The sequence below is a fragment of the Streptomyces sp. Q2 genome (assembly GCF_056820935.1).
Genome location: NZ_JBXEJE010000024.1, coordinates 154476 through 170402, shown reverse-complemented (window position 1 = coordinate 170402; position 15927 = coordinate 154476). Strand labels below are relative to the sequence as shown.

Here is a 15927-nt window from a genome sequence, read left to right as displayed (position 1 = left end):
GAAGTTCACCGCCGACGACAAGGGCACCTACACCCCGCCCGCCGGCACGGTGGTCCAGGACTTCGAGGGCACCGACTTCGGTACCTGGGCGGCCACCGGCACCGCGTTCGGCGACGGACCGGCGGCCGGGGCAGTGGCCGGGCAGGGGACCGTCGACGGCTTCGACGGCAAGGGCCTCGCCAACAGCTTCCACGGCGGTGACGCCACCACCGGCACACTCACCTCCCCCGACTTCACCGTCGACAGCCCCTACCTGAACTTCAAGGTCGGCGGGGGACGGCACCCGCACGAGTCCGGAACCGTCATGGAACAGGGACCGCCGCCCGCGGGCACGGTCCTCGCCGACTTCGAAGGCGGCACCTACGGCGACTGGACGACGACCGGAGACGCCTTCGGCACCGCGCCGGCCCCCGGCACCCTCCCCAACCAGCAGGAAGTCTCGGGCTTCCTGGGCGGCGGCCTGGTCAACACCTACCTGAACGGCGACGCCACCACCGGCACACTCACCTCACCCGAATTCACCCTCGACAAGAGCCACATCAACTTCCTCGTCGGCGGCGGCAACCACCCCGCCGACTCCGCCGACCCCACCGCCGTGGAACTCCTCGTCGACGGCCAGGTCGTCCGCAGCGCCACCGGAAAGGACGGCGAGGCGCTCAACTGGGCCTCGTGGGACGTCGGCGACCTCGCCGGCAAGAAGGCGCGGATCAGGATCGTCGACAACAACAGCGGCGGCTGGGGCCACCTCAACGTCGACCACATCATGCTGTCCGACAGCGCGGCTCAGCCCGTCTCCCAGGAGACGTCCGTCAACCTGATCGTCGACGGCCAGGTCGTCCGCAGCGCCACCGGCTCCAACAGCGAGACCCTGGACTGGGCGTCCTTCGACATGCGCCCCTACGCCGGCAAGAAGGCCCGGATACAGATCGTCGACATGAACTCCGCCGGCTGGGGCCACATCCTGGCCGACCGGTTCACCACGGCTGCCACCCCGGCCAAGTCCGTCGTGCAGCGCGCCGACTGGGCCGACTACGGCAAGGACTACTACGCGGCCGTGTCCTGGGAGAACGCCCCGGGCGGCAAGCGCTACATGATCGGCTGGATGAACAACTGGGACTACGGCGGCGCCGTCCCCACCTCCCCGTGGCGCGGCGCGCAAAGCGCCCCCCGGGAGATGGCCCTGCGCACGATCGACGGCCAGGTCCGGCTGACCAGCAAGCCGGTCGGCAGCCTGGAGTCCCTCCGGCAGAGCGGCCCGGCCACGGCGGCCGGCGTCACCGTCGACAGCACCACCAAGCCCCTGATCGGCGCCGCGGCCAAGGGCGACGCACTCGACATCGAGGCCACCTTCTCCCTCAAGGACGCCGAACGCTTCGGCCTCAAGGTGCGCACCGGCGCGGGCGGCGAGGAGACCGTCATCGGCTACGACACCACGACACGGGAGCTGTACGTCGACCGCACCCGCTCCGGCGCCGTGGACTTCAACAGCACCTTCCCCGGCGTCCAGCGAGCCCCGCTGCAGGCCAAAAACGGCAAGGTCAAGCTGCGTATCCTCGTCGACCGGTCGTCCGTTGAGGTGTTCGGCGGCAACGGCGAAGCGGTGATCACCGACCAGATCTTCCCCGACCCCACCAGCCGGGGAGTGGAGGTCTTCGCCGAGAACGGCTCGGTGAGGCTCGACCAGGCCCGCGTCTGGCACCTCGGCTCCTACCGCGACTGATCCCCATCCCGACCACGAAGGACGCCCCACCGTGAACAAGACCCTGCTCGCCGAGTTCACCGCCCGCGAGGGCGCGCAGGACGAGGTCGCCCGCCTGACCCTGGAGTACGCGCGGAAGGTGCGCCAGGAAGAAGGCAACCTCGCCTTCGACGTCTACACCAAGGCGACCCACCCCCGCGGCTTCTGGATCTTCGAGGTGTACCGGGACGAGGACGCCTTCCAGGCACATCTGAAGGCCCCCTACGGCGGCCCGTTCAACGCCGCGCTCACTCCGCTGATCGAGGAGGACGCCTCGGTGCTGACCTTCCTCGACCCGGTGACGTGACGCTCCCTTGACCCGGTGACTGACGCCGGCCGGGCCCGGCCGGCGTCAGGTCACGCACGTCCGGTCAGGGCATCGAGCACCGGCCCACCCGCCAGGCCGAGCCCGACTGACACCGCAGTGGCGACGTACGCCACGACGCGCGCCACGCGGTCGCCGTCGGCAGGAACCGGTGTTGCCCCGCCCCGCGAGACCGCCGGCACGATCCAGCGCAGGTAGTAGAAGAGGGACGCCACGGTGTTGACCGCGGCCAGCACGGCGAGCCACGCGTAGTCACCGTCGAACGCGGCGCCGAACACCTCGAGCTTGCCGAGGAACACGGCCGTCGGGGGCGTTCCGACGAGCCCCAGCAGACAGACGACGAGGCTCGCGGCGAGCAGGGGACGCTCTGCGGCGAGGCCTCTGTAGTCGTCCACGGTGTGTGCGCGGGGAAGGGCACAGACCACGGCGAAGGCACCGAGGTTGGTGACCGTGTACGCCGCGAGGTAGTACAGCAGCGCCTGTTGGGCGAGGTCGGACCGGCCCGCGACGGCCACCGGCACGAGCAGGTAGCCCACTTGACTGATCGTCGAGTAGGCGAGCAGCCGTTTCACGTCCTGCTGGAAGAACGCGCCGAGGTTGCCGAGCGTCATGGACGCGGCCGCGAGGACGGAGACGAGCGCGGGCCAGGGCATCGTGCTGTCCGCGAACACCGCCTCGCCGAGCCGGAAGAGCGCGGCGAGCGCTCCGATCTTCGGGATGGTGGTCAGCAGGGCCGCGACCGGCGGGCTGCTGCCCTGCACGGCGTCGGGCACCCAGAAGTGCGCCGGCACACCGCCGGCCTTGAACAGGATGCCCGCCAGCAGCCCGATCGCCCCCGTGGCCACCAGCGCCTCGGGCGCGTCGCGGAAGGCGTCCCCGAGCATCGGGTAGCCGGTGCCCCGTCCGGCCGCGTACAGGACGGTGATCCCGGTCAGCAGGAGGGCGCCGAGCAGGGCGCCGACCACGTAGTACTTGAGGGCGGCCTCGGTGCCCGGCCCGTCCTTGCGGAACCCCGCGAGGGTGTAGGCGGGGATGCTCGCCAGCAGGTACGCGGCGGCGAGCAGGAGCAGGTCCTGTGCTCCGGCCATCATCAGCGCGCCCAGGGCGGCCAGTTGCAGCAGGACGTAGAACTCGCTCTCCCGCGGGTCCGCGCGCAGGGGGCCGAAGGAGACGGCGAGGACGAGGAGCGTGCCGCCGAGGACCACGATCCGGGACGTGCTGGTCACCGGGTCGACGGCGAACGCTTCGCCGAAGGCGGTCGTGGCGGGCTCGGCGGCGGCCACCGCGGCGGCGACGATCCCGGCCACGCACGCCAGGGCCGCCAGCAGGCCGACGGCCCACTGCCGGGCGCGCGGCAGCCAGGAACCGAGCAGCAGGCCGAGCACGGCGGACGCGGCGAGCAGCACCTCGGGAAGGAGGTCGAGCGGGTTCTCGTTCATCTCGGTCATCGGGCCAGCAGCTCCAGGACGGACCGGGAGGCCGGCTCGATGACGTCCAGCAGGAAGCGGGGCGCCACTCCCAGGACGACGGCCAGGACGAGCAGGGGCACGACGGCGAGGGCCTCGTGCGCGCGCATGTCGGGGAACACGCGTGGCGTGCCGGGCGCGTCGGGCAGGCGCAGCGGCCCGGTGAAGACCTGCCGCAGCGCGCGCAGGAACAGCCCTGCCGTGAGCAGGATGCCGAGTACCGAGAGCGCCGTGGCCACCGGCCGCGGTCCCAGGCTGCCGGTGAAGATCTGGAACTCGGCGACGAAGCCGGAGAACCCGGGCAGCCCGAGCGAGGCGAAGGCCGCGACCCCGGTCATGGCCGCGAAGGCCGGGGCCGCGGCGGCGAGTCCGGAGTAGGCGGCCATGTCGTACGTCCGGCCGCGCTCGTACAGCACCCCGGCGAGCAGGAACAGCGCGCCGGTGAGCAGCCCGTGGCTGACCATCTGCGTGACCGCTCCGGTGACGGCGAGGGAGCGGGCCTGCGCGGAGCTGTCCGCCGTCGCGGCGGCGGCGCCGACGGCGAGGACGACGTAGCCCATGTGGTTCACCGAGGTGTAGGCGACCATCCGCTTGAAGTCGGTCTGGGCGAGGGCGACCAGGGCCCCGTGGAGGACGGAGACGACGCCGATGACGACCAGGACGAGGGCGTAACGGCGCCAGGCCTCGGGGAGCATCGGCATGGCGATCCGGACGAACCCGTACGTGCCCATCTTCAGCAGCACCCCGGCGAGGATGGCCGAGCCGGCGGCGGGCGCCTCGACGTGGGCCGGTGGCAGCCACGTGTGGAAGGGCACCGTCGGGGTCTTCACCGCCAGGCCGACGACCACGGCGAGCAGGACCAGGGCTCCGTAGACGGAGCGTCCGGCGAGCGGGTTCTGCTCGGTCAGCTCGACCATGTCGAAGGTGTGCGGTGACGCGGCGAGGTACAGGCCGATGAAGCCGAGCAGCAGGGCCAGCGAACCGACGAAGGTGTAGAGGAAGAACTTCAGCGCGGCCCGGGCCGCCTGCCGGTGCCCCCAGCCGGCGATGACGAAGTACATCGCCACGATGGACAGGTCGAAGAAGACGAAGAACAGGATCAGGTCGAGGGCCGCGAACAGCCCCAGGCAGGTGGTCTCCAGGAAGAGGAACAGCGCGGCGAACTCGCGGACCCGGCGGTTCTCCCGCAGCGAGTACAGCGCGCAGGCCAGGAACAGCAGGCAGGTGAGGGCGAGCAGCGGCAGGGAGAGTCCGTCCACGCCGACGTGGTAGCCGACGCCCGCGCTCGGGATCCAGCGGGCCCGCTCCTCGTACTGCATGCCGCCGCCGGCGTCGTACCCGGCCCACAGGGCGACGACCAGGGCGAGCTCGGCACCGGACACCGCCACCCAGACGGCGCGGAACACCGCGGGCGTCGTACGGCGGGGGAGGGCGAACAGCATCAGGGCGACGGCCGTGGGCGCGAAGACGAGGGCGGTCAGCAAGCGGGTCACCTCACGAGGACGAACACGACGGCGAGGACGGTGAAGGCGGCGACGGCCTGGGCGAGGTACTGGTGCACCTGCCCGGTCTGCGGGCGGCGGGACCAGCGGCCGAGCGCGCGGGTCCCGGCGGCGAGGGCGGTGACCGTCCCGTCGAGGGCACGTTCCACGGCACCGTCCGTCCAGCGGGCGAGCCGCAGGGCCACCGCGGCCGAATCGTCGACGGCACGGTCGACGACCCGGTCGTCGACCGCGGCGGCCAGGTGCGCGAGCCGCATCACGGGGACGACCAGGAGGGTCTGCGCGGCGCGCTCCAGGTGCAGCCAGTCCACGAAGGCGGACGTGGCACGCTCGGGCAGCGGCAGCGGACGGGCTCCCCACACCCACGCGGCCATGCCGGCGAGGACAGCGAGCGCCCCGGACAGCACGAACTCCCAGGCGAGTGGATCCGGTTGACCGGGCTGGGCGAGGACGCGTCCGAGGCTGTCACGCAGTGGAGGGAAGGCCAACGGCGTCAGCGCGACGCAGGCAAGGGCCAGCAGGACCAAGGGCGGCATCGCACCAGCCGGTACGCGCCGGGCGTCGGACCGTGGCGCCGCGTGCCGCCACACGTACCAGAGGGCCTTGGCACTGTAGACCGCGGACAGGAGGGCGGCGGCCAGGCCGGCCGCGTAGAGCCAGGGGCTGCGCTCCAGGGCTCCCGCGAGGACGACGTCCTTGGCGGCCCACAGCGAGAGCGGCGGAAACCCGGCCAGGGAGAGCGCGGCCACGGTGAAGGCCACGCCGACGGTCCGGCTGTGGCGGGCGGCGCCGAGCAGCTCGGGGAGCCGCTGCGTGCCCAGCGCCGTCAGCCAGGCGCCCGCGCCGAGGAAGAGCAGGCTCTTCGCCGCCGCGTGGGCGAGGAGCTGGAGCGTGCCGCCGGAGGTCGCGTCGGCACCGGCGGCCAGCACCATGAAGCCGATCTGGGCGCAACTCGACGCGGCCAGCAGCTGTTTGAGGTCGGTCTGCGCCACGGCGACGAGCCCGAGGCAGAGCGCGGTGGCGGCGCCCGTCCACGCGACGACGTCGTCGCCCCAGCCGGAGGCGTCCAGCAGCGGGCCGGTGCGCAGCAGCAGATACGCCCCCGCGACCACCATCGTCGCGGAGTGCAGCAGCGCGGAGACCGGGCTCGGGCCCTGCATGGCCTTCGACAGCCAGAAGCTGAAGGGCAGTTGGGCGGACTTGCCCAGGGCGGCCACGATGATGCCCGCGGTGACGAAGGACAGCCACGGGTCGTCGGCGCGCGCCAGGCCGTCGAGGGACAGCGTCGGGTCCTGGCCGCTCGCGAGGGCCGCGCCCGCCGCCAGGTAGAGGCCGAGGTCCGCGGTACGGGTGGTGAGGAACGCGGTGTCGGCCGCTCTCGTCCGCTCCGGGTCCCGCCACCAGTAGCCGATCAGCGCCCACGAGGTGGCGCCCATGGCCTCCCAGCCCATGAGCAGGACCGGGAGGGTCGCGGCGGTCACCGTGGCGAGCATGCTCCCGGCGAACAGCAGCATCAGTCCGAAGAACCGCGCCCGGGCCTCGTCGGCGCCGAACTCGGCGGCGCTGAAGAGGAGTACGGCGAGTGTGACCGCGGCGACCGTGACGGCCAGCAGCCCGGACAGGCCGTCCACCGCGAACCGCATCGGCAGTCCGTCGAGGAACGGCGCCCGCGCGGTCGGATGCCGGAAGGCAGCGGCGATCGCGAGCCCCAGGGCGGCCGTCACCACGGTGAGAGCCACCGCCGGCGCCGCGCGATCGGCCCGACGTCCCGTCACGAGCAGCAGCACACCGGTGCCGAGCGGCAGGGCGACCAGGGCCCACAGCAGGGCGCTCACTCCTTCAACTCCGCCGCCATGTCGGTCATGTCGACCTCGCGGGAGCGGAACAGGGCGGTGACCACGGCGAACCCGACCGCCATCTCCAGCGCCATCGCCGTGACCGCGAGGACGATCAGCACCTGCCCGTCGGCCGCCGCCGGAGCGATGTAGTGCCAGACGGCCGCGGCGCCCAGGATGACCCCGCCCAGCATCAGTTCGAGGCCCATCATCAGCATCACGATCGACTGCTGGGTGAGGGCTCCGAACAGCCCGACGCAGAACAGTGCCGCCGCCAACAGCAGAAACAGTTCCAGACTCACCGGCCGACACCGCCTCGTACGGGATCCTCCGGGCGCCGCGCCCGCAGGTCGTCGCCGAGCCGGTCGTACCGTCCTCGTCGGGTGGCCAGCACCACGGTCGCGACGATCGTCGCGAACAGGGCCATGCCCAGCGTCATCATCGTCAGCATCTGCGGGCCCATGAGGGACATGCCGAGTTCCATGGTCGGATCGGAGGCTGCCTTTCCGCGCCGGGCGGGCCAGGGCGCGAACAGGATCCCGGCGGCCAGGAGGAGGAAGACGAGGCCGCAGACGACGGCCGCACCCTTCTTGTTGTGCGTCATCGTCATCGGCATCAGCCCGGCCGGATTCATCATGTACATCACCATGAAGACCGCCATGATGGCCATCTCGATCGTCATCATCAGCACGATGACGATCCCCAGGTAGTCCAGCCCCAGCAGCACGACCAGGCCGCCCACGCACAGCAGCGAGGTCAGCAGCGAGAACGTCGCCCGGGCCATGGAGTCGAAGCGGAACACCATCACGCCGCTGACGACGCCGAGGACGGCCGACACCCAGAACACCACGACATCCATCACGTACGACACCTCACTCTCGCCATCGACGTCACCGGTTCAGGACGACGACGGCCACGACCAGCGCCTGCACGACGGCCAGCGGGGTCAACACGACCCAGGTCAGCTCCAGATAGCGCTCCATACGCAGGGTCGGCACCCTGCGCCGGGCCCAGACCAGGAAGGCCAGCACGGCTGCCGTCTTGAGCACGGTCCACACCCACCCGGGCAGGAGCGGCCCGTGCCCGCCGCCCAGGAACAGCGGCACACTGAACGCCGCCGCCACGACCAGCAGCAGCCACCGGCCACCGAGGAAGAGCACCCGGTCCGCGCCCGACAGTTCCAGGGCCGCGCCCCCGGCGAGGTCGTGGCCGACGGGTTGGTCGAACGGCCCCCAGAACGCCATCGCCATCGCACTCAGCAGATAGATCCCGAAAGCGGCCGGCATCCACACCGCGAACCACAACCCGGCCTGAGCATCGACGACATCGCCCACCCGCAGCGACTCTGCCCCCAGCGCGGCGGTGGTGATCGCGAGCATGTGCGGCAGCTCGTACGCCAGTCCCTGGGCCAGGAACCGGTACCCGCCGATGAGCGAGAGCGCCGAGTTCGGACCCCAGCCGGCCAGCCAAACGGCCGCCCAGGCCAACGCCTCCATGGCGTTGAACCAGACGATCCCCTCCGGCAGGTCGCTCACCGACCGGAAGCCGAGCGGCAGGACGACGGCGGCCAGCACGGCGGCGACGGGAAGGAGAGCCGCACCGATGCGGGCCAGCGGCACGTCGGAGGCCCGGGTGCGTCGCGGCTGTTGCACGAGCTGCCGCAGCACCTCGCGGCCGGGTCCCACCGCGCGGGAGGCAGCCTCACGCAGGGATCCCGCGCGCCCGCTCCGCGCGCCGGACGCGAACACGGCGTCGAGCCCCGCCACCACCAGGGCGGCCGCGACCATGAGGGCCGGCAGGACCAACACCGCCCACAGGGGGGTACGTTCAGCCATCGGCTGCCCCCGTCACGGCAACGGGCGCGAGCTCGTCGAGATCCGGGTCCAGGCCGGCGACGATGATCCGCGCGCTCGCGAACTCGGCACCCTCCAGCAGGCCGGGCAGGACATCCAGCAGCGCCCGCGACGCGGGCACCGGCCCGTCGACCCGCCCACGAGGCCCGACGGCTTCGGCCGCGTCCAGCAGGCGGCCGTCGTCACAGGCGGCCGCACTGCGCCCCACCGCGTCGAGCCACACGAGCATCCGGCTGTACGCGTCCCCGTCGGCGATTGCGGCAGGACCGGTGATCCCGAAACGCACCGCGTACCCGGCGTCCAGCGGTCCCAGCCCGGCGATCAGCCACCGCAAGGCCCGCGATCTCCCGGCCCGGCGGATCAAGGGGCGTACGAGAGCGGAGAGTTCGGTGGCTCCCGCCCCTGCCAGGGCGCTGTCCCGGGCGTACCGGGCCCTGGCGGCCAGGTCGGCCCACCCCGTCACCGCGAAGAACCGGCCCAGGCTGTCCAGGTGCGCCGCGCACAACCGCCGCGCCGCCTCGCCACGGGTCACGGGCTCGCCCGCGACGGCACGGAGCCACGGCTCGTCCCAGAAGGCCGGGCGAGGGTGGTCGGGGACCATCGTCTCGACGTCGGCCTGCTGAACCACGTCGCCCTGCAGAGTCAGCCGAAGCACCAGCCCGGCGGGCCAGTCGACGAGGGCCGGACCCAGCGGCACACGCAGCCGGTCGAGCCTCAGCCCGTCCCTGTCATCGGCACGATCCGCCATGGGCAACCCGGCCACGGCACCGCCCATGCCGTGCCCGGCGTGACCGTGATCCGCGCCAGGCATGTCGTGGCCGTCGTGCGCGTCGTGCCCGCCGTGCCCGCCGTGCGCGTCGTGCGCGTCGTGGCCGTCGTGCGCGTCGTGGCTGCCATGCCCGTCGTGGCCGCCGTGCCCGTCGTGCCCGTCGTGCCCGTCGTGCCCCTCATGGTCTGCTTGACCATGGTGGCCATGCCGGCCGTGTTGCTCATCCTCGTGATGCGGGTGGTCCTCGTGGTCCTGTCGGTGCGGCTCCCCGTTCCGGAGGGCAGCCAGCCCGCGATCGAGGACCGCGGCGACCTCGTCGGCGTTCGTCAGCAGCACCCGTGCCTTGGGTGCCGGGATGGCACGCCACAGGTTCATGACCCAGTCCTGATGCTCCGCGTGGCAGGTGCCGAGGACCACGAGGAGATCCGCCGCCGCGGGCGTGCTCACCGAAGGCCATCGCCGCTGCACGAGCTCCGCTTCGAGGGCCAGCCGTTCGCGCGTGGCTCCGGGAGACGCCGCGAGCAGAACTCCCGGACGGGACACGGCTGTTCTCATGAGTCGGCGTCTCAACTCCACCGGAACGCCCCTTCCCGCCAGGCGTATCCGACCCCCGCCAGCAGGATGCCCAGGAAGAGGAACATCTCGACGACCGCGGGCGTGCCCACCGCCGAGACGACCTTCGTCCACGGGTACATGAACAGCATCTCCATGTCGAAGGCCAGGAAGACCATCGTGACCGGATACCAGCGGACGTGGAACCGGGACAACGCGTGCTCCCGCGGCTCAAGTCCTCCGCTGAACGGCCCGGTGTGCAGCGGTTCCCGGACCGCCCTGACGGCGACGGAGAGGGCGTGAAGGAGCACCACCGCCCCGGTGACCAGTACCAGGAGGACCAAAACCGGTTGCCAGTCCCATGTCTGCACAGGCCGCCCTCCAAGGATCGTCCTCCACGGTTGCCACGCCAGGGAGCATGTCAGTCCGTAGCCGGGTACGGCTTTTGCGACACCGGAAACACAGGAGGTGCGTCCTCGGACGGCAGCCTCATCTGTTATATGAAGCTGCTTAGTAGATGGTTCACGGAGGACGGGATCGTGTCAAGGCAGCCGTTACTCAGGGAAGATGCTGCCGCACCCGTGTGTCCCCGGCACATCGCTCCCGGCGGGACGGCACGGTGACGCGAACGCGCCCGGGGCGCCGGGCCGTCCGGCCAGGCGCCCCGGTTGTCGGAGTCACGCCTACTTGAAGGACCGCAGCCGCAGGCTGTTGGTCACCACGAACACCGAGGAGAACGCCATCGCCGCTCCCGCGATCATCGGGTTGAGCATGCCGGCGGCGGCGAGCGGCAGGGCGGCGATGTTGTAGCCGAAGGCCCAGAAGAGGTTGCCCTTGATGGTGGCCAGGGTCCTGCGGGACAGGCGGATCGCGTCGGCGGCCACCCGCAGGTCGCCGCGTACGAGGGTCAGGTCGCCCGCCTCGATCGCCGCGTCCGTGCCCGTACCCATCGCAAGGCCCAGGTCGGCGGTGGCGAGGGCGGCCGCGTCGTTGACGCCGTCACCGACCATGGCGACCGTACGGCCCTCGCTCTGCAGTCGCTTGACCACGTCCACCTTGTCCTGCGGGAGGACCTCGGCGATCACCTCGTCGATGCCGACGGCCCTGGCGACCGACTCGGCGACGAGTTGGTTGTCGCCGGTCAGCAGGACCGGCTTCAGTCCCAGCCTGCGCAGCTCGGCCACCGCCTCGGCGCTGGTCTCCTTGATCGCGTCGGCGACGGTGAGGACACCACGCGCCTTGCCGTCCCAGGCGACGGCGACCGCCGTACGTCCCTCGCCCTCCGCGGCGGCCTTGGCCTCGGCCAGCTCGCGGGGCAGCTCGATGACCCACTCCATGAGGAGCTTCTCCCGCCCGACGAGCACGGCGTGGCCGTCGACGACCCCCTGGACGCCGAGGCCGGCGACGTTCTCGAAGTTCTCCGGCACGGGAAGGCTTCCGGCCCGCTCCGCGGCCCTGGCCGCGATGGCCTGCGCGACGGGGTGTTCCGAGGCGTTCTCCAGCGCGCCCGCCAGCCGCAGCAGCTCGGTCTCGTCGACGCCCGGTGCGGTGAAGACGTCCTGGAGCTTCATGCGGCCCGTGGTCACGGTGCCGGTCTTGTCCAGGACGACGGTGTCGACGCGGCGGGTGGACTCCAGGACCTCGGGGCCTTTGATGAGGATGCCGAGCTGGGCGCCGCGGCCCGTGCCGACCATCAGCGCGGTCGGCGTGGCGAGTCCGAGGGCGCAGGGGCAGGCGATGATCAGGACGGCGATGGCCGCGGTGAAGGCGGCCACGGTGTCGCCGGTGGCACCGAGCCACACCCCGAAGGTCGCGACCGCGATGAAGATGACCACGGGCACGAAGATCCCGGAGATCCGGTCGGCGAGGCGCTGCACCTCGGCCTTGCCGCTCTGCGCGTCCTCGACCAGCCTCGCCATCCGGGCGAGCTGGGTGTCCGCGCCGATGCGGCTCGCCTCGACGACGATCCGGCCCCCGGCGTTCACGGTCGCGCCGGTCACGGCGTCCCCGACGCTCACGTCCACCGGCACGGACTCGCCGGTCAGCATGGAGGCGTCCACCGCCGACGCGCCCTCCACGACGGTGCCGTCGGTGGCGATCTTCTCCCCGGGCCGTACGACGAAGCGGTCACCCACAGCCAGCCGGCCGACAGGGACGCGTACTTCCTTGCCGCCCCGCAGCACCGACACGTCCTTGGCGCCCAGCTCCATGAGGGCCCGCAGCGCCGCACCCGCCTTGCGCTTGGACTTCGCCTCCAGATAGCGCCCGGCGAGGATGAACGTGGTCACCCCGGCCGCCGCCTCCAGGTAGATCGAGGAGGAACCGTCCCCGCGGGACACGGTGAACTCGAAGCCGTGCCGCATGCCCGGCATCCCGGCGTCTCCCCAGAACAACGCCCACACCGACCAGCCGAGCGCGGCGAGCGTGCCGATCGACACCAGCGTGTCCATGGTCGCGGCGCCGTGCCGGACGTTCGTCCAGGCGGCCCTGTGGAAGGGGAAGGCGCCCCACACCACCACGGGAGCGGCCAGGGTGAGCGACAGCCACTGCCAGTTGTCGAACTGCAGGGCCGGCACCATCGCCATCAGGACGACCGGCACGGTGAGCGCCAGCGACACGTACAGACGTTGGCGCAGGGACAGCAGCTCACCGTCCGCCGCCGGAGCGATCCGGGCCTCGTCTTCGTCTCCCGTGCTGGATACGGGCAAAGGCGGTTCCTCGGCCGTGTATCCGGTCTTCTCGACGGTGGCGATGAGGTCGGCGACCTCGATCCCGTCCGCGTACGAGACCTTCGCCTTCTCCGTGGCGTAGTTGACGGTAGCCGTGACGCCGTCCATGCGGTTGAGCTTCTTCTCGATGCGTGCCGCGCAGGAGGCGCAGGTCATGCCGCCGATGGACAGCTCGACCTCGGCGGCGGGTCCGGACGCCGGGCCGGGGAGGGTCTTCTCGGGAGCAGTGCTGGTCATTGCGTGTCTCCAGGGGGAGGCCGGGACGTACGGCGTCCGTATCAGCGGAGCGGTACGTCCCGGCGCGGGAGGATTCGCGGCCGGGGTCGTCGTGGCCCCGACCAGAGTGTCAGGCGCGGCCGACGAGCTCGTAACCGGCCTCGTCGACGGCGGCGCGGACGGCCGCCTCGTCGAGCGGGGCGGCGGACGTGACGGTCACCTCGCCGGTGTCGGCGACGGCCTTGACCGCGGTGACGCCGTCCAGAGCGGAGATCTCCTCGGACACCGCGCCCTCGCAGTGGCCGCAGGTCATCCCGGACACCCTGTAGACCGTGGTGACGCCGGAGCCCTGGACGTCGACCGCGGCGTCGGAACCGCAGGAGTGGGAGCCGCAGCAGGAACCGGGGTTCGTCTCGGTGGTCATGGCTACTTCCTCAGTGTGTGGATGCGTGGGCCGTCCTCCGGGAGGGGTGTGGTTCCCCGGCCCTCCCGCAGTCACCAACACTATACCCCCTAGGGGTATTGCCGGTACCCCCTGAGCATCCCCACGGCATGACGTCGGCCGGCGCGCGTGTCGGGGCACGGGCGACGGCCGAGGTCTTCGGTGACTCAACGCACGATCAACGTGCCGGTCATGTTCGGGTGGAAGGTGCAGACGAAGGCGTAGCGGCCCGCCTCGGAGGGGGCGGTGAACGTCTTGGACCCGCCACCGGAGATGCTCCCGGTGTCGAAGGCCTCGCCGTCCGTGGCCGTGACGGTGTGTGCGGCGGAGTCCTTGTTGACCACGGTGACCTTCTGGCCCGGCCGCACCTGCGGATCGGCCGGGCTGAACGCGAAGTCCTCCATCGTGATGCGCGGCGCGCCCGCGGGTTCGGACGAGGGCGGGGCGGACGACGACGGGGCGGACGACGACGGGGCGGGTGGTGTGGACGAGGCGGTGGGCCTGGGGGAGGCAGGGGAGGATGTGTCGTCCCCGTCGGAACAGGCGACCGCGAGCAGCAGGGCGCCGGCAACTCCGAGCGCCAGTGGTACGGCATGTAGGCGGCGATGTGAAGGCGACATCGGACCGGGCCCTTCGTGCGGGCGCCCACGGGCGGCCTGAGCCGGGGATCAGGGGGCCCGAGTCCGCCCGGGCGCATGAATCGCTTGGGTCCATTCTCCGCCCCGGTTCCCCGGGCGCCAGGCAGTCCCGTGGAGGTGCCAGGCAGGTGCGCGGTCCCCCGTCCGGGCGCCCCGACGGGCGGTGTCGACCCGGGCCGGCCCGTGATGCCCGCCCCTCACACCGCCATCATCAGCAGCATGGCGGACATGGTCCCGCCCATGCCGATGTGGGCCGCCAGCGCCGCGTCCGGGGCGGCTCCGAGTTTGCGGCGGCGGCCGTGGCCGGTCCGCTGTACGGTCCGGGCCCGGTCCCACACCGAGATCGTCAACGAGGCCAGGACGACGAACACGGTGTCCGGCATCGCGAGCAACCAGCGACCCCGGCCGCCCCCCGAGCCCGTGCCCCGGCCACGCCTGCCGGTGCCCCGGACCCTGGCCCAGACGGACGCGGCGATCGACAGCGCGAAGTACACGGCGAGCGCCACGATCAGCAGCCGCCACAGGGAGGCGGAACCCGCCGAGGCGCCGGTGTCGGCCGCGGCGTGCGTCATGCCGGACATGTCCATCCCGTCCATGGATCCCGATCCCTCCATGGACTCCATGCCGGCCATCTGGTGCGTGTCCGACGCGCTCGCCGTGTTCTCCATGCCCGGCATGTGCCCCGTGGCGGAATGGCCCAGGGCGAGCACCGGGCCGGAGGACGTACGCGTCATGGCGAGCGTCATGATCACCATGCCCGCGCTGCCGACGACGAGATGCAGCCAGTGACGGCCGTGCTTCCACCCGCGCGTGCGGGTGTGCCCGACCGCCATCGCCGCGCCCGCGAGCCCGAGGAGGGCGAAGGCGCCCGACCACCACATGCCGTGGTCCGCGTACCAGGCGACCGTCGCCGGCAGGGCCATGGTGACCATGCATAGACCCATCAGCAGATCACCTCCGGCCACGAAGCGGGGTTCACCGCTGGTGGTCACCACCCGGACCGCGCTGACGGCGGCCACCAGGGCGGCGACCGCCGCGATGGCCCAACTGAGCGCCATGATCCCCATCTTCACCTTCCCGATTCGTCCGAGCGTCGACGAACTGCGGTGTCGAAGCAGCTTCCTCGCGCAGAGCACTCGCGGGTGCCTCCCGGCCGCCAACTCCTAGTGCCCTTAGTACGTACCGGGGTCGGTGTGTGTTCAGGACCGCTCATTCCGGCAGCGGCGCAAGGCCGTTGGCCTCATGCCATCGTGTGCCCCGTGGGTGAACTTGTTGAGCGGGTCGACGAGCGTGACGAGGTGCTGGATGTCGTGGAGAGGGGGGAGGCGATTCGTCACCGGTGGCTGCACCGCATATCGACAATCGTGTGCCGCGACAGTGCGGGGCGGTTCCTTGTCCATCGCCGTGCGGACGATGTCGCTCTCTTCCCGGGACAGATCAACTGGCTGCTCGGAGGCGCGGTGGACGTGGCCGAGTCGTACGAGGACGCTGCCGCACGGGAGTTGAGGGAAGAAGTCGGTGTTCATGCCCGTCCTCGCTTCCGGTTCAAGTTCTTGTGCGAGGGCGTGATCAGCCCGTATTGGCTGGGTCTGCATGAGGTCGTCGTCACGGAACCGGTCCAGCCCGACCCTTCAGAGGTCGCTTGGCATGATTGGCTGACTGGGTCCGAACTCATGGACGTGGTCCGGCATCGGGAGCTCGTCCCGGATGCTCGCGAGGCGTTCGACCGATATCGCGCTCTGCCGGTGTGGCAAGGGGAGAGGTGAGCTGCGGTGCGCGTGGCGGGAGTCCGTGCTCCACGGCTCGGCGTCCCGCGGCGGTGAGCCTGCGGTGAAAGGGCTGAGCCGCGATGCGTACGACAC

Annotated in this window: 15 protein-coding genes; 3 read left to right on the top strand and 12 right to left on the bottom strand. The window is 71.6% G+C overall.

From position 1 onward, the window contains the following. Nucleotides 1–1720, top strand: a 1720-nt coding sequence (locus tag ACWBNA_RS26825) for a glycoside hydrolase family 32 protein (RefSeq protein WP_482707070.1), incomplete at its 5' end; no start/stop codon positions are given. A gap of 31 nt (nucleotides 1721–1751) precedes the next feature. Continuing rightward, complete coding sequence (locus tag ACWBNA_RS26820) at nucleotides 1752–2045, top strand: putative quinol monooxygenase (RefSeq protein WP_482707069.1); 294 nt, start codon at nucleotides 1752–1754, stop codon at nucleotides 2043–2045. Nucleotides 2046–2095: 50 nt separating this feature from the next. On the opposite strand, the gene ACWBNA_RS26815 is transcribed toward ACWBNA_RS26820, so the two are convergent. From ACWBNA_RS26815 to ACWBNA_RS26760, 12 genes are all read right to left on the bottom strand, one after another. Beyond that, nucleotides 2096–3511 carry an NADH-quinone oxidoreductase subunit N gene (locus ACWBNA_RS26815; RefSeq protein ID WP_482707068.1) on the bottom strand — a complete coding sequence of 472 codons (1416 nt, stop codon included), beginning with the start codon at nucleotides 3509–3511 and terminating at the stop codon, nucleotides 2096–2098. After that, nucleotides 3508–5013: a complex I subunit 4 family protein gene (locus tag ACWBNA_RS26810; RefSeq protein ID WP_482707067.1), complete on the bottom strand. Its 1506-nt coding sequence runs from the start codon at nucleotides 5011–5013 to the stop codon at nucleotides 3508–3510. The genes ACWBNA_RS26815 and ACWBNA_RS26810 overlap by 4 nt, the downstream gene beginning before the upstream one ends. A 5-nt stretch (nucleotides 5014–5018) precedes the next feature. Further along, the gene (locus ACWBNA_RS26805) at nucleotides 5019–6866 is read right to left on the bottom strand and encodes an NADH-quinone oxidoreductase subunit 5 family protein (protein ID WP_482707066.1); all 1848 of its coding nucleotides are present in this window, start codon (nucleotides 6864–6866) and stop codon (nucleotides 5019–5021) included. Next, nucleotides 6863–7168 (bottom strand): NADH-quinone oxidoreductase subunit NuoK, encoded by a 306-nt coding sequence (gene nuoK, locus ACWBNA_RS26800; protein WP_482707065.1) that lies wholly within the window; start codon nucleotides 7166–7168, stop codon nucleotides 6863–6865. Before nuoK ends, ACWBNA_RS26805 begins: the two co-directional genes overlap by 4 nt. After that, entirely contained in the window at nucleotides 7165–7728 is a 564-nt protein-coding gene (locus ACWBNA_RS26795) for an NADH-quinone oxidoreductase subunit J (protein ID WP_482707064.1), read from the bottom strand. Before ACWBNA_RS26795 ends, nuoK begins: the two co-directional genes overlap by 4 nt. A gap of 28 nt (nucleotides 7729–7756) precedes the next feature. After that, nucleotides 7757–8701 carry an NADH-quinone oxidoreductase subunit H gene (locus ACWBNA_RS26790; protein WP_482707063.1) on the bottom strand — a complete coding sequence of 315 codons (945 nt, stop codon included), beginning with the start codon at nucleotides 8699–8701 and terminating at the stop codon, nucleotides 7757–7759. Next, entirely contained in the window at nucleotides 8694–10031 is a 1338-nt protein-coding gene (locus tag ACWBNA_RS26785; protein WP_482707062.1) for a hypothetical protein, read from the bottom strand. Before ACWBNA_RS26785 ends, ACWBNA_RS26790 begins: the two co-directional genes overlap by 8 nt. Nucleotides 10032–10054: 23 nt before the next feature. Continuing rightward, nucleotides 10055–10411, bottom strand: a complete 357-nt coding sequence (locus ACWBNA_RS26780; protein ID WP_482707061.1) for an NADH-quinone oxidoreductase subunit A — start codon at nucleotides 10409–10411, stop codon at nucleotides 10055–10057. A gap of 312 nt (nucleotides 10412–10723) precedes the next feature. Then, a complete protein-coding gene (locus tag ACWBNA_RS26775) occupies nucleotides 10724–13006 on the bottom strand; it encodes a heavy metal translocating P-type ATPase (RefSeq protein WP_482707060.1) in 2283 nt (760 codons plus the stop codon). 109 nt (nucleotides 13007–13115) lie between these two features. Continuing rightward, the gene (locus tag ACWBNA_RS26770) at nucleotides 13116–13409 is read right to left on the bottom strand and encodes a heavy-metal-associated domain-containing protein (protein WP_482707059.1); all 294 of its coding nucleotides are present in this window, start codon (nucleotides 13407–13409) and stop codon (nucleotides 13116–13118) included. Between the two features lie 185 nt (nucleotides 13410–13594). Beyond that, nucleotides 13595–14047 carry a cupredoxin domain-containing protein gene (locus tag ACWBNA_RS26765; RefSeq protein WP_482707058.1) on the bottom strand — a complete coding sequence of 151 codons (453 nt, stop codon included), beginning with the start codon at nucleotides 14045–14047 and terminating at the stop codon, nucleotides 13595–13597. Nucleotides 14048–14262: 215 nt separating this feature from the next. After that, complete coding sequence (locus ACWBNA_RS26760) at nucleotides 14263–15123, bottom strand: DUF5134 domain-containing protein (RefSeq protein WP_482707057.1); 861 nt, start codon at nucleotides 15121–15123, stop codon at nucleotides 14263–14265. 201 nt (nucleotides 15124–15324) lie between these two features. On the opposite strand from ACWBNA_RS26760, the gene ACWBNA_RS26755 reads away from it, so the two are divergent. Beyond that, on the top strand, nucleotides 15325–15831 hold the full coding sequence (locus ACWBNA_RS26755; RefSeq protein ID WP_482707056.1) for an NUDIX hydrolase: 507 nt from the start codon (nucleotides 15325–15327) through the stop codon (nucleotides 15829–15831). Nucleotides 15832–15927: the final 96 nt, after the last annotated feature.

What these genes read in the sequence shown, in the direction of transcription:
- ACWBNA_RS26815 (WP_482707068.1), bottom strand. Translation starts at nt 3,511, where the DNA reads ATGACCGAGATGAACGAGAACCCGCTCGACCTCCTTCCCGAGGTGCTG.
- ACWBNA_RS26790 (WP_482707063.1), bottom strand. Translation starts at nt 8,701, where the DNA reads ATGGCTGAACGTACCCCCCTGTGGGCGGTGTTGGTCCTGCCGGCCCTC.
- ACWBNA_RS26775 (WP_482707060.1), bottom strand. Translation starts at nt 13,006, where the DNA reads ATGACCAGCACTGCTCCCGAGAAGACCCTCCCCGGCCCGGCGTCCGGA.
- ACWBNA_RS26770 (WP_482707059.1), bottom strand. Translation starts at nt 13,409, where the DNA reads ATGACCACCGAGACGAACCCCGGTTCCTGCTGCGGCTCCCACTCCTGC.
- ACWBNA_RS26765 (WP_482707058.1), bottom strand. Translation starts at nt 14,047, where the DNA reads ATGTCGCCTTCACATCGCCGCCTACATGCCGTACCACTGGCGCTCGGA.
- ACWBNA_RS26760 (WP_482707057.1), bottom strand. Translation starts at nt 15,123, where the DNA reads ATGGCGCTCAGTTGGGCCATCGCGGCGGTCGCCGCCCTGGTGGCCGCC.